We start from the raw sequence: 20019 nt of genomic DNA, 5'->3' as shown, positions 1-20019 counted from the left end.
AAAAGCCCGTCATCACGACGGGCTTTTTGCTGCGCAGATAAGGGTCTATCAGTGGAGGATGCGGGCGCGGATGGTGCCGTTGATCTCCTTGAGCTTGGCGAGCGCCTTCTCGCTGTGCTCGGTCTCCACGTCGATCACCACGTAACCGATATGGCTGCTGGTCTGCAGGTATTGACCGGCGATGTTGATCCCCTCTTCGGCGAAGATCTGGTTGATCTGGTTCATCACGCCCGGCTGGTTGCGGTGAATGTGCAGCAGGCGGCTGGAGCCCTTGTGGCCCGGCAGCGACACTTCCGGGAAGTTGACGGCGGAGAGGGTGGAGCCGTTGTCGGAGTATTTGACCAGCTTGTTGGCCACTTCCAGCCCGATGTTCTCCTGCGCTTCATGGGTGGTGCCACCGATGTGCGGGGTCAGGATCACGTTCTCCAGCCCACGCAGCGGGCTTTGGAACTCCTCGTCGTTGGACTTGGGCTCGACCGGGAAGACGTCGATGGCGGCGCCGGCGATATGGCCGCTCTTGATGACGTCAGCCAGCGCATCGATATCCACCACGGTACCGCGGGCGGCGTTGATGAAGATGGCGCCAGGTTTCATCATCCGCAGCTGCTCGGCACCGATCATGTTCTTGGTGGAGGCGGTCTCCGGCACGTGCAGGCTGATGACGTCAGACATATTGAGCAGCTCGACCATGCTCGGCACCTGAATGGCGTTGCCCAGTGAGAGCTTGTTCTCGATATCGTAGTAATAAACCTTCATGCCGATGCTCTCGGCGATGATGCCAAGCTGGGTACCAATGTGGCCGTAGCCGATGATGCCGAGCTTCTTGCCGCGCGCTTCCACCGAGCGGTTGGCCAGTTTCTCCCACACGCCGCGATGGCACTTGGCGTTTTTCTCGGGGATGCCGCGCAGCAGCAGCAGGATCTCGCCCAGTACCAGCTCGGCGACCGAACGGGTGTTGGAGAAGGGGGCGTTGAAGACCGGAATACCGCGGATCTGGGCCGCTTCCAGCTCGACCTGGTTGGTACCGATGCAGAAGCAGCCGATGGCGACCAGCTTGTTGGCGGCGTCGAGGACTTTCTCGGTGATCTGGGTGCGGGAGCGCAGCCCGATGAAATGGACGTCGCGGATCTGCTCGATCAGCTCCTCTTCGGAGAGCGAGGTCTTGAGATACTCCACACTGGTGTAACCTGCGGCACGAAAGGTCTCTACGGTGTTGGGGTGAACCCCCTCCAGCAGCAGAACCTTGATTTTATCCTTGTCCAACGAAAACTTGGCAGTCATGACGATCCCTCTGTATGTGCAAACGTAAGTGCAGATTTGGTGTGCGAAGAAAACCGTAAAGTAGCAAAAACGTTTGGGAGAGGGAATATTTGTGACGAAAGTCAAATTCTTTGAAGTTATCAACGAATGTTGTAAACATCCGTATGCAACTTGTTGAGGGATAAATAAAAACGGCGCCATCAGGCGCCGTCATTTATTCACAGTGCAATGTTTGGGTCATATCCCATCCCGGGGCTCAATCAACGCCGCTGCTGTGTCAGGGCTGGCACAATGGCGTTGGCGGGCGAGGGAGGATGCCGCTGCACTGTGCTACCGGTGTCGGGATTACTGGGTAATCACACCGTCCGGCGTACCGATCAGGACAACATCGGCGCCGCGGGCGGCGAACAGGCCGTTGGTGACCACGCCAACGATGGCGTTCAGTCGTACTTCCAACGCCTTGGCGTCGGTAATGGCCATGCCTTTCACATCCAGAATGTGGTTGCCGTTGTCGGTGACCACCCCTTCACGCCACTCCGGGTTGCCACCCAGTTTGCGAATTTCGCGGGCCACGTATTCGCGGGCCATGGGGATCACTTCGACCGGCAGCGGGAACTGGCCTAGCACGTCGACGGTTTTGGTGTTGTCGATGATGCAGATGAACTTGTCAGCGACGGCGGCAACGATCTTCTCGCGGGTCAGGGCTGCGCCACCGCCCTTGATCATGTCGCGGGTTGCGTTGATCTCGTCGGCGCCATCCACATAGACGGAGAGGGCGTCGATCTCGTTGAGATCATATACGGTGATGCCGAAGCCCTTGAGGCGCTCGGTAGAGGCCACGGAGCTGGATACCGCCCCCTTGATCTCGTCCTTCATGGTCGCCAGCGCGTCGATAAAGTGGTTGACGGTAGAGCCGGTGCCCACCCCGACGATGGTGCCGGGAACCACATACTTGAGCGCAGCCCAACCGGCCGCCTTCTTCATTTCATCTTGAGTCATGATCGTTCCTTAAGAAAAAAGCGGGCGCATTATATCCAACCCTGTACCCCGTCGCGACCTTGTTGCTCACGTTCCGGGGCAAAAAGAGGGACTTTGTAAATCGTTTGCCTGTTTATTCTGCGTTTGCGCGCACAAAGCAGGGGCTGCCGGCCAAACACAGCCTATTCAAAGCACCAGCAGTGGCTCGGGGTGATGATCTGGGGCAGTGGCACATCCCACTCCTCTTGCGGGACCGCATCCACCTGCTGGCAGTCGTGGGCAATGCCGAGCGGCTTGGGCCCCAGCTTGTGCTCATGCCAGATGGCGAGAGTGCGATCATAGTAGCCGCCCCCCATGCCAAGACGATTGCCCTGGGCATCGAAGGCGACCAGCGGGGTGCAGATAAGATCGAGCGTGCTGTGGGGCACCACCTGCAGGATATCCAGCTCCGGCTCTTCGATGCCGTAGCGGTTGCGTACCATGGGGCTGGTGGCGGTATAGCGCAAAAAGAGCAGGTGACCCGGGGTAAAGGGGTGGAGCACCGGCAGGTAGACCTCTTTGTGCTGGGCCCACAGCCAATGGATGGTGGGCAAGGGGTTGATCTCCCCGTCATTGGCCAGATAGAGGGCAATGCGTTTGGCGGCGAGGATCTCGGGGTGTTGCTTGAACTGGGCCAGCAGCTGTTGGGCCGCCGCTTGCTGCTCGGCCGGACTCAGATTTTTGCGGCGTTGACGAACTAGTTGGCGCAGGGATTGACGTTCGGGTTGGGACTCATGCATGGGGAACCTCTGGTATAGCTGCGCATCGATGGCTTGAACGCGCTCTACCTTAGCACATTCACTCTTGACGTTAAGGGGGACAGGGAAACCCCGTCCCGGACGGCTGATGCCCGGAACGGTGGGATAAATGCTGGCGGATCCGAGAGTGAGTCAACAAGGGCCAGGGTGTGGCCCCTGTTGACGGCATGTCGGCGCACCAGCCTCTGGTCTGTTACTTGTCAGCTTTGCCGCGCATCTGGTGCTTCACAAACACTGCAATGAGTGCCGCTACCGCGAGTGCCATCGGGTAGAAACTCATGCTCACCACCGCCAACGGCGACAGGGCGAAGATGGATCCCAGCAGCAGCGCCTGTGCGCCCCAGGGGATCAGACCCTGTACCACGCAGGAGAAAATATCGAGCATGGAGGCGGCGCGGCGCGGGGTGACACCGTGGTGTTCGGCCAGATCCCGGGCCACCTTGCTCGCAACGATAATGGCGACGGTATTGTTGGCAGTGCAGAGGTTGGTGAGGCTCACCACCCCGGCGATGCCGAGCTCGGCCGCTTTCTCGTTCTGTTCACCATTGTGCTCGCGAGTGAAACGGGCAATCAGGGCGCTGATGCGCTCGCTGATCCAGGCCAGACCACCCTGACGCTCCATCAGGGCGCCGAGACCGCCTATCAGCATGGAGAGCAGGAAGATCTCCTGCATGCCGGTAAAGCCCTGATAGATATCCTTGCTGAACTGACCGATGGCGTAGCCGTTGATCATGCCCACCGCACCGGCGGCCAGAATACCGATCCCCAGCACCACAAACACATTCACTCCGGCGAGCGCCAGCCCCAGGATCAGCAGATAAGGCATCACCTTGAACAGCTCGATGGCACTGCCGTTGGCAGGGGATTCACCCACTGAGCCCAGGGTCAGATAGAGCAGGATCACCGCGATGGCAGCAGGGGCCGCAATCTTGAAGTTCTCGCGGAACTTGTCCTTCATCTCGCACCCCTGACTGCGGGTGGCCGCGATGGTGGTGTCGGAGATGATGGAGAGGTTATCGCCAAACATTGCGCCGGAGAGAATGGTACCTGCCATCAGTACCGGATCGATACCGGCCGCCTGCGCCACGCCCAGCGCGACCGGCGCCACGGCACCTATGGTGCCCATGGAGGTGCCCATAGCGGTAGCAATAAAGGCAGAGATGAGGAACAGTCCGGGCAACAGCGCCCAGCCAGGGATGAGCGACAGGCCCAGCGCCACAGTAGCATCAACCCCGCCGGTGGCCTTGGCCACGCTGGCAAAGGCGCCCGCCAGCAGATAGATAAGGCACATCGCCATGATATTGCTGTGGCCGACCCCCTTGAAGAAGGTCTCCAGATTGCTGTTGAAGCTCTCTTTGCCAAGCAACAGGGCCAGCATCACCGCAGGCAGGGCAGCAACCGGAGCGGGCAGCTGATAGAAGGCGAATTCGACCCCCTGCAGGGTCAGCCAGGTACCGGTACCGATAAAGAGTGCGAGAAAAACCAGAAGTGGCAACAAGGCCCTGGCACTGGGTTGAGTCTGGATCATGTGTTCCTCTGAAATTGAACAATGACCTCCTGTCATAAACTGCTTTGTACCTGTATCGGATAGGGATAGGGGGAAAACAGGGCGGGCATCCTGCCGCATTGGGGTGCCCACAGTAGTGAGTCAACCTCGCTTGGTCAAGATAGACGTCCAGATGGATAGGTGTTTTTGTTTGATGATTCTGGTGTTATTGAGATATCCAAAGAATATTCGGAAAAAGAAGTTAGTGCTGTTTATTGTTCATTGCTGTTCTGGCTCAGTCAGCGGGTATCTGGGGGTATCGCGTGCCTTTAATAAGGAAAGAGGGAAACGATAAGATCTCTGCATGCCATCTTGGGGATTTCTCCCGCTGCCAAACGTCAGCCGCACCTCTCTCTATCTCTACGTGAGCATGGTGCGGATATTTCCAGAACGTGTGGACACAAGACCTGGGCTGTGTGGTTACTGTGTCAGTTTCTCCACCGCCTGAACGGCTGTCGCGAGAGCATCCTGTTCCAGCGTCAGGGGAATGTGGCCAATTCCGGGCAGCAGGGTGACAGGCCAGGAGATGCCGAGACGTCTTAACTCAGGTTCAAGTTGATCTGTTTGGAAGACTTCGTCATTTGCACCCGCGATCACGGCGCAGGGGCGTTGCACATTGCGTAAATTCTGCTGATAGTTGCGCTCTGGCTGAAAGTTAGAGGCAAGGTTGAAGGAGTAGGAGGGGGTCAGCAGGGATTTCGCCTCATCATTAAGGGCAAAGTTCAGCACGGTCAGATGGTTGAGTGCGGAAATATGGAAACCGTTGAGGATGCTCAGGGCGATGAGGCGAGGCAAGCCGACACGCACCCAGCCACCGCTGTTGGGCCGGTAGTTGGCGGCGGTGGGGCCGAGATAGGGGGAGAGCAGCAGATAGCTCTCGAACAGGGGTTGTCGCGCACTGCCAGCAACACGCAGCACAAAGCCACCCCCTGACGAGAAACCGACGAGTGTTGCAGGCTTGGCGGGGGCCACCGACTTGATGAAATCTTCCAGATCGTCTTCAAGCTGACCGATGTAGGCAATGGTGCCTTTGTTGCCTGATGCACCATGGCCGCGAATATCGAGGGCGTAGGCGTCGTATCCCGCTTGCGAAAAGGCGCTTGCCATCTTGTGCATGCTCTGGCTGCTGGCAGAAGAGCCGTGAACCAGTACCACGCTGCCCTTGACCTTGTTGTTCTTCGTATTGCCCTCTGCGCCATAGTGCCGATAGGCCAGCTGCGTGCCGTCACGCGCCGGGTATCTTGAGAGAGGTGGCATGTTGCTCCAGCCATTCCCCTTGAAAGGGTCGTTGATGCTGGCCATCGCCGGTGCAGGACTCGGCCCGCCAAACAGCAGAGCCGCGGCCAGCATGACCAGGGTCAGTGATACCAACACCACTGCAAACAGTAATACAGCGCTCATCCTTGCACCTCGGTTGATATCGACACGGGCGTTGCCCTGATTTTGCTTATGCTGGTATTTCACTCGTTCGAACCTATCAGATGGCACACGGTCTGCCAAATGATGGTGTGAAACGATGAAAAGCGGCCTGTAACCAAAAGGAAGTTCTTGGCCAGCCAGTGGGCCCTGCTGTTGGCGAGCGCAGCAAGGAGTGGTGGTATCATGGCTTTTCAAACCCGGCGCGGGCTGGTAAAACGGTCTCTTTCCATAATTAAAAGAGATGAGAGGGTGGAGATGGACAATCCGATCCGTGTGGCCGTGATGGGCTGTAATGGTCGTATGGGCAAGGTGCTGCTGGAGGCCATCACCAACACCGATGGCGTGGTGGTTGGTGCTGCGCTGGAGCGGCCGGGCTCGGCGGTGATCGGTCTCGATGCCGGTGAGCTCAATGGGCTGGGCCATCTGGGTGTGGCCATCAGCGACAGTCTGGACAAGGTGCGTGACGAGTTTGATCTCATCATCGACTTCACCCGCCCCGAGGTGACCCTGGCCAATCTGGCCTTTGCGCTGGCCCACCACAAGCAGATGGTGATCGGCACCACCGGTTTTGACGATGCAGGCAAGGCTGCTCTGAAAGAGGCTGGCAAGCAGATCGGTATCGTGTTCGCCTCCAACTACTCGGTCGGGGTCAACCTGGTGTTCAAACTGCTGGAGCAGGCCGCCAAGGTGATGGGGGATTACACCGACATCGAGATCATCGAAGGCCACCATCGCCACAAGGTGGATGCGCCATCCGGTACCGCGCTCTCCATGGGGGAAGTGGTCGCCAAAACGCTGGGCCGGGATCTGAAAGAGTGCGCCGTCTATGGCCGCGAGGGGATCACTGGCGAGCGGGATCGCAACACTATCGGCTTTGCCACCATTCGTGCTGGTGATCTGGTGGGGGAGCATACCGTCATGTTTGCCGATATCGGCGAGCGGGTGGAGATCAGCCACAAGGCCTCCAGCCGCCTGACCTTCGCCAACGGTGCTGTGCGGGCGGGCAAGTGGCTTGGTCAGCAGGGTGCCGGTCTTTATGACATGCAGGATGTGCTCAATCTCAAGTGATGCCTCTGAGCGGCACTTTCGTACTACTGCTACCCCAGTGAAAAACCCCGGCTTGCCGGGGTTTTTGCTGTCAGTTAGCCAGAGTTTGTGTAAAAAGACACGCTGCCTGTAATTTTTAACTGAATGCCTTATAAATCACACTATTGCGTGAACTGCCAGATTTTCCCTTCCTGAATGTCATCACCAGGTAACAGATTTGAGCATCTTTATGGCGGATAAAGCCATTTTTTTACACCGGCAAGAAAAGACTAAAAATTCAAACACGAAAAAACGTTTTCCATTTTTCATGTTCACTCTTGTCATCATAAAAGCGTTAAATCTGTCATTAATGTTTTTTGTGTGAAAATAAATTCCATTGTTTTAATTGGTTTTTTTGTTGGTTTTTGTCGCTATTGCTGGCTTGGTGTCATCTTTTGGTGGTGGTTTTTCCTTTTCTTTCATGGGAGGGGGTTGCAAAGCGATTGAGTGCATAGATAATGGGTAATGTTGCTTTTTTATTGAATTTAGATGCATTTCATTCGAGAAAAGACGTTGAAATGCCACTTTTTTTAAGTAGAATGCGCCCAATTTGCCAGAAATCTGCCGGGTTCGAGTCCTGTCCAAGACCGGAACCGAGCCCGCAACACCCAGGTAAATTGCTGAATTTAAAGCTAAATAACTGGAGGTTGTCTTGAATCACACTGCATTGCTAGTGCTGGAAGATGGAACTGTGTTCAAAGGCGTGTCGATAGGCGCCGAGGGATGTTCCGTTGGTGAAGTGGTTTTCAATACGTCGATGACGGGCTATCAGGAAATCCTCACCGATCCCTCTTATTCCCGTCAGATAGTCACCCTCACTTACCCCCATATAGGCAACACCGGCACCAACAGCGAAGATGAAGAGTCCAGTCAGATCCATGCTCAGGGATTGATCATCCGGGACCTTCCGATACTTGCCTCCAATTTCCGCAATCAGCAATCCCTCTCCGAATACCTCAAGTCTCACAACATCGTTGGCATCGCCGACATCGACACCCGTAAACTGACCCGCATCCTGCGCGAGAAAGGCGCTCAGGCTGGCTGCATTCTGGCCGGGAAACAGGTCGATGAAGCCTATGCCCTCGAACAGGCCCGCGCCTTCCCCGGTCTGAAGGGGATGGATCTGGCCAAAGAGGTGACGGTTGGTGAAGCGTACAACTGGACCGAAGGGAGCTGGCAGCTTGGCAAGGGGCATGTCACCCCGGATGCCGACCAGCTGAAATACCACGTGGTAGCCTATGACTTTGGCGTCAAGCGCAACATCCTGCGGATGCTGGTTGACCGTGGCTGCCGCCTGACCGTGGTGCCTGCCAAGACCCCGGCCGCCGAGGTACTGGCGATGAATCCGGATGGCATCTTCCTCTCCAACGGCCCCGGCGACCCCGAGCCGTGCGACTACGCCATCGAGGCCATCAAGGCTTTCCTTAATACCAACACGCCGGTGTTCGGCATCTGTCTGGGTCACCAGCTGCTGGGTCTGGCCTCCGGTGCCAAGACCGTCAAGATGAAGTTTGGCCACCACGGCGCCAACCATCCGGTGAAGAGCCTTGATGACAACACCGTGATGATCACCGCTCAGAACCACGGCTTTGCGGTAGACGAAGAACAGCCTGCCGGATTGCCTGCGCGCCACCCACGTCTCCCTGTTCGATGGTTCTCTGCAAGGCATCCATCGCACCGACCGTCCGGCCTTCAGCTTCCAGGGGCACCCCGAAGCGAGCCCGGGCCCGCACGACTGTGCCGGTCTTTTTGACCACTTTATTGAATTGATTAAGCAGTATCGCGCCTAAGAAATAGAGGAAAGAGTTTCATGCCAAAACGTAATGACCTTCAGAGCATCCTGATCCTCGGCGCCGGCCCCATCGTCATCGGTCAAGCCTGCGAATTTGACTACTCCGGCGCCCAGGCGTGCAAAGCCCTGCGCGAGGAGGGTTACCGCGTCATTCTGGTCAACTCCAACCCGGCCACCATCATGACCGACCCGGAGATGGCAGACGCCACCTACATCGAGCCCATCACCTGGGAAGTGGTGCGCGAAATCATCAAGAAAGAGCGACCGGACGCCATTCTGCCCACCATGGGTGGCCAGACTGCGCTCAACTGCGCACTGGCACTGGAGAAGCATGGCGTGCTGGCCGAGTTCGGTGTCGAGATGATCGGTGCCACCGCCGACGCCATCGACAAGGCCGAAGACCGCTCCCGTTTTGACAAGGCGATGCGCAGCATTGGCCTCGAGTGCCCGCGTGCCGGCATCGCCCACAACATGGAAGAGGCGTGGGGCGTGCAGCAGATGGTCGGCTTCCCCTGCATCATCCGTCCCTCCTTTACCATGGGCGGCTCGGGTGGCGGCATCGCCTACAACACCGAAGAGTTCGTCGAGATCTGCGAGCGTGGTCTGGACTTGTCGCCGACCAAAGAGCTGCTCATCGACGAGTCGCTGATCGGCTGGAAAGAGTACGAGATGGAAGTGGTGCGGGATCGCAACGACAACTGCATCATCGTCTGCGCCATCGAAAACTTCGACCCCATGGGTATCCACACCGGTGACTCCATCACGGTCGCGCCAGCCCAGACGCTGACCGACAAGGAGTACCAGCTGATGCGCAACGCCTCCATGGCGGTGCTGCGCGAAATCGGCGTCGAGACCGGCGGCTCCAACGTCCAGTTCGGTATCAACCCGAAAGATGGTCGCATGGTCATCATCGAGATGAACCCGCGGGTGTCGCGCTCCTCCGCGCTGGCCTCCAAGGCGACCGGTTTCCCCATCGCCAAGATCGCTGCCAAGCTCGCCATCGGTTACACCCTCGACGAGCTGATGAACGACATCACCGGCGGTCGCACTCCGGCCTCCTTCGAGCCGGCCATCGACTACGTGGTCACCAAGGTGCCGCGCTTCAACTTCGAAAAATTCGCCGGTGCCAACGACCGTCTGACGACCCAGATGAAGTCGGTCGGCGAAGTGATGGCCATCGGCCGCAACTTCCAGGAGTCCCTGCACAAGGCGCTGCGCAGCCTCGAAACCGGCAAAACCGGCTTCGACCCCATGGTTGACCTCAATGCCCCGGACTCCCTGACCCGCATCCGTCACGAGCTGCAGGATGCAGGTAGCGACCGTATCTTCTATATCGCCGATGCATTCCGCGCCGGTCTCTCCATGGATGGTATCTTCAAGCTGACCAAGATTGACCCCTGGTTCCTGGTACAGATTGAAGATCTGGTGAAGCTGGAAGAAGAGGTGAAAGAGCGCGGCATGGCCGGTCTGGATGCCGACTTCCTGCGCGCCCTCAAGCGCAAAGGCTTTGCCGATGCCCGTCTGGCCAAGATCCTCGGTGTGGCCGAAGGGGAAGTGCGCAAACTGCGCGCCCGCCACAACATCTTCCCGGTCTACAAGCGGGTAGATACCTGCGCCGCCGAGTTCGCCACCAACACCGCCTACATGTACTCCAGCTATGACGAGGAGTGCGAAGCGGCTCCGAGCAACCGCGACAAGATCATGATCATCGGCGGCGGCCCGAACCGTATCGGTCAGGGTATCGAGTTCGACTACTGCTGCGTGCACGCAGCGCTGGCCCTGCGCGAAGATGGTTACGAGACCATCATGGTCAACTGTAACCCGGAGACCGTCTCTACCGATTACGACACCTCGGATCGTCTCTACTTCGAGCCGGTGACCCTGGAAGATGTGCTGGAAATCGTGCGCATCGAAAAACCCAAGGGCGTGATTGTCCAGTACGGTGGCCAGACCCCGCTGAAACTGGCCCGAGCGCTGGAGGCCAACGGCGTGCCGATCATCGGTACCAGCCCGGATGCCATCGACCGCGCCGAAGACCGCGAGCGCTTCCAGTCTGCCGTCGAGCGCCTCGGCCTCAAGCAGCCGGAAAACGGCACCGTCACCGCGCTGGAGCAGGCCGTGCTGCTGGCCGAGCGCATTACCTACCCGCTGGTGGTTCGCCCCTCCTACGTGCTGGGTGGCCGCGCCATGGAAATCGTCTATGACGAGCAGGATCTGCGTCGCTACTTCGCCGAGGCGGTGAGCGTCTCCAACGAATCGCCGGTACTGCTGGACCGCTTCCTGGACGATGCCACCGAGCTGGACGTGGATGCCATCTGCGACGGCACCGATGTAGTCATCGGCGGCATCATGGAGCACATCGAGCAGGCCGGTATTCACTCTGGTGACTCCGGTTGCTCCCTGCCTCCTTACACCCTGTCCAAAAAGATTCAGGACGAGATCCGCGAGCAGGTGCGCAAACTGGCGCTGGAGCTCGGCGTTATCGGCTTGATGAACGTGCAGTTCGCGGTCAAGGGCGATGACATCTACCTCATCGAGGTGAACCCGCGTGCCGCCCGTACCGTGCCGTTTGTCTCCAAGGCGACCGGTGCTCCGCTGGCCAAGATTGCCGCCCGTGTGATGGCCGGTCAGTCGCTGCAAGAACAGGGCTTCACCAAAGAGATCATCCCACCCTACTACTCGGTGAAAGAGGTGGTACTGCCGTTTGCCAAGTTCCCGGGGGTTGACCCGCTGCTGGGGCCAGAGATGCGCTCTACCGGTGAGGTTATGGGGGTGGGCAGCAGCTTTGCCGAGGCCTATGCCAAGGCGCAGCTGGGTGCCAACCACGCCGTACCGAAAGAGGGTCGTGCCCTCTTGTCAGTGCGTCACAGCGACAAGGCGCAGGTGGTTGACTTGGCTGCCAAGCTGCTGGAGCTGGGCTACGAGCTGGATGCCACTCACGGCACCGCGGTCGCGCTGGGTGAGGCGAGCATCAACCCGCGTCTGGTCAACAAGGTGCACGAAGGTCGCCCGCACATTCTCGACCGCATCAAGAATGGCGAGTACACCTACATCGTCAACACCGCCGAAGGGCGGGTAGCGATCCAGGACTCCAAGCAGCTGCGTCGCGCCGCCTTGCAAAACAAAGTGGCGTATACCACCACCATGAATGAGGCGTTTGCCACCTGCATGGCCATCAGCGTGGATGCCACCGCCAACGTCAACTCGGTGCAGGAGCTGCACCAGAAGGTGAAAAACCGCTAAGAGTTTGCTGCGGGCATCAGCCCGCCTTGCCAGACGACCAACCCCCGCCAGCGATGGCGGGGGTTTCTTTTTATCAGGCGCTCACCGTTCGGTTCGGGCCGGGTGAATCCTTGAAGAAGGTCATGAGTTCCGCATCGCAGACAACGGATGGCGCGTGGGGTGGCAAAAGCTGGCAAGGGGAGGGGATGCTGCGAGCGCGGGTTTCAACTGCAGCAAGCAATCCTCTACAATGGCCCTACTTTGCTTGTCAGTGCAGTGCCAGCGGCGCTGCCTGTAGGGCCTACAAAAAATGGACATGCTTATGACCGCTTTGCCTTCCTGTCTTCTTCTTGCCTTCTGCTCTGCCTTGCTGCTGGCCGGTTGTGCCAGTGATCCCGCCTCCGCGCCCGCCAAAGAGGCGAGCGTAAGCAACCTCAAAACGCCGCCTGCCATGCAGCCGCGCAAACCGGCGGATATGAAGAGCCGCATCGTGCGCTTCTTGCCCCGTCAGGTGCCTGACAAACAGGGGTGGGCCAACGACGTGGTGACGGCGCTCACCACCCAGGGGGTGGCGGTCAATGATCACAATGTCTGTAGCGTGCTGGCGGTGGCGGAGCAGGAAGCCACTTATCAGGCCGACCCCGTGGTGCCGGGCCTTGGCAAGATTGCCTGGAAAGAGATCAACTCACGGGCAGCCAAGCTGCTGATCCCCGAATTTATGGTGCGGGCCGCGCTCTCCATCAACTCGCCCACCGGCAAGAGCTATGCCGAGCGGATCGACAAGTTGCGTACCGAGCGGGAGATGAGTGAAATCTTCGAAGACATGATCAGCATGCTGCCGATGGGCAAGACGTTGTTTGGCAACCTCAACCCGGTGCATACCGGTGGCCCGATGCAGGTGAGCATCGCCTTTGCCGAGGCCAACGCCCGTGGCTACCCCTATCCAATCAAGGATTCCATCCGCCACGAAGTCTTTACCCGTCGCGGCGGCATCTGGTTTGGCACCAAACATATCTTCGGTTATCCCGCCGACTACCCGGATACCCTCTACCGCTTTGCCGATTTCAACGCCGGCTGGTACGCCAGTCGTAATGCCGCCTTTCAGGCCGCCGTCAGCCGTTTGAGTGGCAAAACTCTGGCGCTGGACGGGGATCTGATCCGCTATGACTCGGATCTGCCGGGCAATACCGAGCTTGCCGTCTACACCCTCGCCAACCGGGTCAATATGAGCAAGCAGGCGATCCACCAGAGCCTTCGCAAAGGGGATACCGCCGAATTTGCCGAGACCGATCTCTACCATCGCATCTTTACCCTGGCCGACAAGCAAGCGGGCAAGCGACTGCCCCGCGCCATCCTGCCCGGCATTCAGCTAAAGAGCCCGAAAATTACTCGCAACCTCACCACCGCCTGGTTTGCCAAGCGGGTGGATGACAGAGAGCAGCGATGTGTGCGGCAGATGGCGACGATTCGCTAAGAAACATCAAGGGCGGCCAATTGGCCTGTTTCTTATACAAAAATCCCCAAGCATCGCTTGGGGATTTTTTTGAACTTCTCTCCCATTCTGTGATCTGAACCTTTCATCACTCTCTTCCCTGGTTCTAACATGCCCTTCATTCAACCGGCGCACTGGGCGCAGACACAGTTTGGTCACGCCAACCTTAACGACCCAAGACGCACCAGAAGACTCGTGGCCCTTGCCACTGCCCTTGCTCACCAACCAGGAGATTGCGTGTCACACCTTCCCCTCTCACCTGCTGATATGGAAGGCGCATACCGCTTCATTCGCAGCCCACATGTCAGTGCCGAGGCCATTGCCAACGCCGGCTTTGCCGTCCATGCCAGAGACAATTCCCTCTTGTTGGCGCTGGAAGACACCACGGCCCTTACCTTCAATGATGCCAGCGTCAGAGACGAGTTGGGCCACACCAACCAGGGCAGCTGTCGTGCCCTGCTGGCTCATTCCGTGCTGCTGTTCGCGCCGCACGAGCGCAAGGCGGTGGGCTTGGCCGCCCAGCAAATCTTGACCCGCGATGTCAGCAAACGAGGGCAGCATGCCCAATATGCGACCCGCCCCTATCAGGAGAAAGAGAGTTACAAATGGGAGCAAACCGTCAAGACACTCGCCACCCGGCTTGGCAGCACCATGGCCAACGTCATTACGAGCGGCGCTGGCTCATCGAGGATTACCACAAGGTCTGGAAGAGTGCAGGCACGCGGGTCGAGGCGTTGAGGATGCAGAGCCGGGAGAACCTGACGCGTATGAGCGTCACCCTGGCCTTTATCGCGGTACGGTTGCTGCAGTTGCGATTTATCAAAGAGGAGCCTGCCGCGCAGGGAGAGCTGCCAAGGGCTGCTGGGCACAAAGTGTAGTGGTCTAATCATCCCGGACACCATTTTAGGTGGTACAGTCGCCACCATGACCTGAGGTGTTCAATGACAAGATTACGTCGCTCATTTACTGCCGAAATTCAAACTCGAAGCCGCATCCCTGGTGCTCGACCAGGGATATTCTGTCCCTGAAGCCAGCCGTTCACTGGATGTCGGTGAAACCGTACTTCGTCGCTGGGTTCAGCAGCTCCAATCCGAACGCTGCGGCACAACCCCAATCAGCAAAGCACTGACTCCGGAGCAGCAGAAAATTCAGGAGCTGGAAGCCCGTATCAACCGGCTCGAACGTGAAAAGGACATTCTAAAAAAGGCTACTGCTCTCTTGATGGCGGACGAGTTCACACGTATGCGCTGATAGACCGATTAAGGGAGCAAGCCCCCATCACCTTGGTCTGCTGTGCTTTCGATGTTCCAACATCCTGTTTTTACGACTATCTGGCTCGCAGGCGGGCGATTAACCGTGAGCGTATGCAGCAGCGCAGCGAGTTGCGCCGGTTATTCAAAGAAAGCCGGAGCTCAGCGGGCAGCCGTGCCTTGATGTCGATGATGCGGGAGTTGGGGTATCAGATTGGTCGATTCAAAGTACGTAACCTGATGAAGGAGGCCGGACTGGCATCCAAACAGCCGGGCGCACACCGTTATAAGGTGGCACGGTCAGAACGACCGGATATTCACAATCTGCTGGCCCGAGAATTTGATGTCCAGCAACCCAATCAGGTGTGGTGTGGCGATATCACCTACGTCTGGGCCGGTGGTCGTTGGCATTACCTGGCAGCGGTGCTTGACCTGCACACCCGGCGGGTCGTGGGCTGGGCGATGTCTGATAAGCCTGATGCAGAATTGGCAATCAAAGCACTGGAGATGGCCTATCAGCAGCGGGGTTGCCCATCCGGTGTGCTATTTCACTCCGACCAGGGCAGCCAATATGGCAGTCGGGCATTTCGGTAACGACTGTGGCGCTATCGCATGACCCAGAGTATGAGTCGGCGTGGAAACTGCTGGGATAACGCCCCGATGGAACGGTTGTTCAGAAGCCTGAAGTCAGAGTGGCTCCCGGCTATGGGATATATGAGCTTGCGAGAGGCGAAGCGGGATATCAGTTACTACCTGATGGATTACTACAACTGGCGGCGTCCACATCAACACAATGACGGGATACCGCCAGCACAAGCCGAAGAACGGCCTAACCAAGTGTCCGGATTTAGTTGACCACTACACCTTGCAGGCTATGAACTGGCGCTGTCTCTTGAGCATCAACAGTTGTGAGCAAGAGACAGCCGCAAGGTGGCATTTTTTATGGGGCGCCGGGTGGCTCAGCGAGGCTTGAAACGCTCGACCCAGGGGTTGGCGGTGAGGCCGTGCAGGATGACGCTCAATATGATGGTGCAGAGCACGGTGGCGATGATGGGGCGCTGGCCAATCAGGGCTGGCTCGTTTTGCAGCACCATCACCGCAAAGACGATGCTGGCAAGGCCCCGCGGGCCGAACCAGCCGATAAAGAGCTTGAGCTCCGGCTTGAGGCCGGTGCCGATGAGGCTCAGCCAGACCGGCACCATCCGCAGCAGGGTGAGGCTGGCAATGGCATAGAGCCAGTATTGCCAGTGCAGCAGCTCCGGCAGAATGGGCATCAGGGTCGCGCCAAACACCATCCAGATCACCACGGAGAGCAGGTCGCCGTAGCCTTCGCAGCTGTCCATATAGGCGTGCTTGTGTTCGCCGAGCCGGTGGCCGATAAAGAGGCCGCCGACAAAGGCGGCGATAAAGCCGCTCCCCCCGAGAGTCTGGGCCAGCGCAAAGCAGAGCAGGGCCAGCCCCGGCATGGTGAGCTGGCGCCAGAGCGGCAGTTGCCAGCCGTTGAGATAGGAGATTTTCAGTAGCCGGATGGTGAGGCTGGTCAACACAAAAGCGACCAGCAGGCCAATACCGATCTCCTCCAGCATCAGGGTGATGGCCAAGGTGGCGGTGCCTGCGTGCTGCTCGGTGGGGGCGATAAGAGCCAGCAGCAGAAGCAGCACAGGTACGCAGATGCCGTCGTTGAGGCCGCTCTCCTGATTGAGCCCTTCGCGCACAGGTGCAGGCACCGCGGGGTTGCTTACCACCGCTTTGCCGAGCGCCGCATCGGTGGGCGCGAGAATGGTGGAGAGGATGGCCATCTCCAGCAGTGGCAGGTCGGGGAAGATCCAGTGGCCAAACAGGGCACCACAGAGCAGGGTGAGGGGCAGGCCAATCAGCAAAAGCCGGATGGGGAGTTGGCGGTTGGCCAGCAATACCTGCCAGTTGGTGTTGGCGGCATCGTTGAACAGCACGATGACCAGAGTCAGCTCGGCCAGCAGCTTGATGCCGGCGCTGTCGATAGAGAGGGAGAGCAGCTCCAGCCCACCGGGTCCCAGTAGCCAGCCGGTCAGCAGAAAGAGCAGGGGGCCGTTGACCAGTTTTGATTCAAAGCGCCCCGCGATCAGGCTGTAGACCAGCAAGAAGGCGGCGATCACCGCCAGATTCTGGTAAAGCAGGTGTGCATCCATACAACCTCCTTTCTGCCCCCGCAGGGGCGGTTTAATCGGTCAGGCAGTCGGGATCGAACACATACTCCCCGTCCAGCCAGCGCACGATTTCGTCGACGCAGGATTGGTCACGAAACGGCAGATAGCGCGCCTTGAGGGCGGCAATCTGCTCGGGGGTGAGCTGTGCCAGCCCCAGATCCTGAAACAGCGGTAGGTCGGCCTCGATCATCGCCGAAATCTGCGGGCCGCAGGTGGCGTTGAGGGCGGCATGCAGCGCCTTGTCGGGATCGTACTGTTTGCCGAGTCGGTAGCTCATCGGCAGGGTGGCGAGGGGCAGGGCGGAGAGCGCCGCCTGTTTCATCGGGTTGACCGCGTGGCCAGAGACCAGCTCCGCCAGCTCGGCGGGGCGGTTCTCGAAGGCGCGCAGGTGCAGGTAGCTGCTCGCCTTGCTGCCATCGTTGACCGGGTAGTTGTCCCACAGGAAGGGCTTGCGGCCGAGCAGTTCGGTCACCTGCTTGAGGTGGCTGGCCGGATATTCGCTGGAGCAGACCTTGGGGCCGGTCCAGAAAATCTCGAAACGGCGGTCGAGCTGCTCGCCAAGCTCCTCCAGATAGCGCGGTGGCATGGCGCCAAACACCTTCTCCAGCACTGGATCGGTCGAGTAGTAGCTGGGGCAGAAGATGAGGCGGGTCGCCTTGCTGTGGGCCGCGATGTCGTGGGCGATGGTGAGCTGGTGACGGGCCAGATCCGGGGTATCCCCCTTCATGTCGTCAAACAGCACCGCCAGAATGTCAGGCTGCAGCATCTCGTCGATGAGGCGCACTTTTTCGAGCAGTGCCGGGCGCTTGCGATCGTAGTCATGATGCGCCCCCATGGGGCTCAAGCCCACCCCGAAGGCGAGTCCGTTGGCGCGGCACTGGCGCGCCAGCTCGGCGAGATCCGCCAGCTGCTGCTCGGGCCAGGGGAGGGCCCAGTGCTTGCGCAGATAGCCATCCTCTTTCGGTGCATAGATATAGAAGCCGTAGCCGTGGCGTGGCAGCCACTGGGCGTAGCGGGCGCGGGCCTGCCAGCTCCATCCCTTGCCAAAAAAGCCTTCAATGACCCCCAGATTGGCAGCGGGGGGCAGGGGGCCGGACAGCAAACTTTGATATGGCATAACTCTCTCCCTTCTTGCTGGGGACTTGATACGGGACGGTCGGTCAGACCGGGTCCTCTTCCTGAAAGCGCACCCCGATCTTGCCCGGCACGCTCTCGTCCATTTCGGCCACGGTCCAGATCAGGCCCTGCCATTCGATGTTGTCACCGACCACCAGATTATCGCCCAACTGGCTGGCAATAAAATCGCCCAGTGTCTGATCCGCCACCTCGCTCACATCCAGACCGTAGAGAGGGGCGAGATCCACCAGCCGTGCCGCCGCTTCCAGCAGGAAGTCACCGAAGAAGCGGGGGCCGAGATCCTGTTCCGGCGCCTGACTGAACAGCTGACCGAGGGCAGGGAGGTCTCGTTCGTGACCTATGACGCAAAGGATGTCATCGGCCTGCAGACAGGTACTGCCCGAGGGGTGGAGCAGCTCGCGGCCACGAAACAGGGCGCAGATCCGGGTGCCGGCGGGCATCTGCAGATCCCGCAGTGGCGAGCCGATGCACCACTTCTCCTCCCCCAGCTGGTAGACGAAGGTCTCCCACTGGCTGTCGAGATCGATCTCGAGTCCGGAGCGGTTGATGGGCGACGGTGGTGCTGGTACCTCCACCCGCGCCAGTTTTGATGCCAGCGGTAGCGAGCTGCCCTGCAAAATCAGCGAGACCAGCACCACGAAGAAGGCGACGTTGAAGTAGAGCTGGGCGTTGGGCAGCCCCGCCATCATGGGGAACACCGCCAGAATGATGGGCACGGCGCCGCGCAAGCCGACCCAGGAGATAAACCAGCGCTCGCGGGGGGCGAAGTTCTTGAATGGCAGCAGCCCGATCCAGACCGACACCGGGCGGGCAAACAGGATCATCCACATCGCCAGCGCCAGCGCGGGCAGGGCGATGGGCAGCAGCTTGTGGGGGGAGGCGAGCAGCCCCAGCACCAGAAACATGCCGATCTGGCTGAGCCAGGTCAGACCGTCCAGCACCGACAATGTGGTGCTGCGGCTGCGCAGGGCGAGGTTACCGAGCAACAGACCGGTCAGATAGATGGCGAGAATGCCGCTGCCACCGACCGCCGTGGTGAGGGCGAAGATCAGCAGACCGCCGCTGACGGTGAGCAGCGGATAGAGCCCCGGCGCCAAGCGGGCGGTGTTGATAAGGCGCCACAGCAGCCAGCCGCCGCCAAGGCCAATCCCGGCACCAAGTCCAAACTGCTTGACCAGTTGCAGCAGCAGGAAGCCCCCATCCAGCCCTTGCTGGGCGGTGGCGAGCACCTCGATCAGGGTGACGGTGAGAAACACCGCCATGGGGTCGTTGCTGCCTGACTCTATCTCCAGCGTCGCGCTCACCCGCTCGTTGAGGCTGCGCCCACCGAGCAGGGAGAAGACTGCCGCCGCATCGGTGGAGCCGACAATGGCGCCGATCAGCATCCCCTGCATCAGGTTGAGGTCAAACAACCAGGCAGCGGCGAGCCCCGTCAGGCCGGTGGTGATGGCCACCCCGACCGTCGCCAGCGACAAGGCAGGCCAGAGTGCCACCCGGAACGAGGAGACCCGGGTGCGCATGCCGCCGTCGAGCAGGATGATGGCGAGCGCCAGGTTGCCCACCAGATAGGCGATGGAGTAGTCAGCGAAGTGGATGCCACCGGGGCCATCTTCACCGGCCAGCATGCCGACGGCGAGGAAGATAACCAGAATGGGAATACCGAGGCGGGAAGAGAGGGCGCTCAACAGTACGCTGGCTCCCACCAACAGGGCAGCGACAAAAAAGAAACTGTTGATGGTAGCGGCATCCAAGGGCGAACTCCTTCCTGGTAATGTGCAAAGTAGGCACATTATATGCAGTTAGGCCCCCCTTGTGTGGCTTATTTGTGCATCAATTTGCACTTTCTTACATTTT

The 20019-nt window shown here is 59.2% G+C and carries 11 protein-coding genes and 3 pseudogenes; 6 read left to right on the top strand and 8 right to left on the bottom strand.

Features of this window, described 5'->3' with window-relative positions; translation table 11 throughout:
- Positions 1-48: 48 nt before the first annotated feature.
- The 5 genes from serA to ACTG1K_RS17195 all read right to left on the bottom strand — a co-directional run bounded on the left by serA (position 49) and on the right by ACTG1K_RS17195 (position 5982).
- A complete protein-coding gene (serA, locus tag ACTG1K_RS17215) occupies positions 49-1281 on the bottom strand; it encodes a phosphoglycerate dehydrogenase (protein WP_005337639.1) in 1233 nt (410 codons plus the stop codon).
- A 324-nt stretch (positions 1282-1605) separates the two neighbouring features.
- The gene (gene rpiA / locus ACTG1K_RS17210; RefSeq protein ID WP_219264112.1) at positions 1606-2259 is read right to left on the bottom strand and encodes a ribose-5-phosphate isomerase RpiA; all 654 of its coding nucleotides are present in this window, start codon (positions 2257-2259) and stop codon (positions 1606-1608) included.
- A 161-nt stretch (positions 2260-2420) separates the two neighbouring features.
- A complete protein-coding gene (locus tag ACTG1K_RS17205; RefSeq protein ID WP_159143962.1) occupies positions 2421-3017 on the bottom strand; it encodes a 5-formyltetrahydrofolate cyclo-ligase in 597 nt (198 codons plus the stop codon).
- Positions 3018-3228: 211 nt separating this feature from the next.
- Positions 3229-4563 carry a Na+/H+ antiporter NhaC family protein gene (locus ACTG1K_RS17200; protein WP_129503682.1) on the bottom strand — a complete coding sequence of 445 codons (1335 nt, stop codon included), beginning with the start codon at positions 4561-4563 and terminating at the stop codon, positions 3229-3231.
- Between the two features lie 438 nt (positions 4564-5001).
- Positions 5002-5982 (bottom strand): alpha/beta hydrolase, encoded by a 981-nt coding sequence (locus tag ACTG1K_RS17195; RefSeq protein WP_440006136.1) that lies wholly within the window; start codon positions 5980-5982, stop codon positions 5002-5004.
- A 273-nt stretch (positions 5983-6255) separates the two neighbouring features.
- Between ACTG1K_RS17195 and dapB the strand changes: the two genes are divergently transcribed.
- From dapB to ACTG1K_RS17165, 6 genes and pseudogenes are all read left to right on the top strand, one after another.
- Positions 6256-7068 (top strand): 4-hydroxy-tetrahydrodipicolinate reductase, encoded by an 813-nt coding sequence (gene dapB / locus ACTG1K_RS17190; protein WP_005347132.1) that lies wholly within the window; start codon positions 6256-6258, stop codon positions 7066-7068.
- Between the two features lie 670 nt (positions 7069-7738).
- Positions 7739-8876 (top strand): annotated as a pseudogene (gene carA / locus ACTG1K_RS17185) (glutamine-hydrolyzing carbamoyl-phosphate synthase small subunit).
- Between the two features lie 20 nt (positions 8877-8896).
- A complete protein-coding gene (carB, locus tag ACTG1K_RS17180) occupies positions 8897-12121 on the top strand; it encodes a carbamoyl-phosphate synthase large subunit (protein WP_005337626.1) in 3225 nt (1074 codons plus the stop codon).
- Between the two features lie 301 nt (positions 12122-12422).
- Positions 12423-13574 carry a DUF1615 family protein gene (locus tag ACTG1K_RS17175; RefSeq protein ID WP_440006134.1) on the top strand — a complete coding sequence of 384 codons (1152 nt, stop codon included), beginning with the start codon at positions 12423-12425 and terminating at the stop codon, positions 13572-13574.
- 138 nt (positions 13575-13712) lie between these two features.
- A pseudogene (locus ACTG1K_RS17170) lies at positions 13713-14428 on the top strand (IS4/Tn5 family transposase DNA-binding protein); the annotation flags it as partial.
- Positions 14429-14533: 105 nt separating this feature from the next.
- Positions 14534-15697 (top strand): annotated as a pseudogene (locus ACTG1K_RS17165) (IS3 family transposase).
- Between the two features lie 104 nt (positions 15698-15801).
- Here the strand turns inward: ACTG1K_RS17165 and ACTG1K_RS17160 are convergent.
- The 3 genes from ACTG1K_RS17160 to ACTG1K_RS17150 are packed head-to-tail and all read right to left on the bottom strand — an operon-like array spanning position 15802 to position 19916.
- Positions 15802-17010, bottom strand: a complete 1209-nt coding sequence (locus ACTG1K_RS17160) for a cation:proton antiporter (protein ID WP_005350441.1) — start codon at positions 17008-17010, stop codon at positions 15802-15804.
- 31 nt (positions 17011-17041) lie between these two features.
- The gene (locus ACTG1K_RS17155; RefSeq protein WP_236282686.1) at positions 17042-18145 is read right to left on the bottom strand and encodes a beta-N-acetylglucosaminidase domain-containing protein; all 1104 of its coding nucleotides are present in this window, start codon (positions 18143-18145) and stop codon (positions 17042-17044) included.
- Between the two features lie 43 nt (positions 18146-18188).
- Entirely contained in the window at positions 18189-19916 is a 1728-nt protein-coding gene (locus tag ACTG1K_RS17150; protein ID WP_107684155.1) for a potassium/proton antiporter, read from the bottom strand.
- Between the last annotated feature and the right edge of the window lie 103 nt (positions 19917-20019).

It is taken from the genome of Aeromonas sp. 102P, from assembly GCF_051920345.1.
In the GTDB taxonomy this organism is placed as follows: Bacteria; Pseudomonadota; Gammaproteobacteria; order Enterobacterales; family Aeromonadaceae; genus Aeromonas; species Aeromonas veronii.
This window is presented reverse-complemented; position numbering and strand designations above follow the sequence as displayed.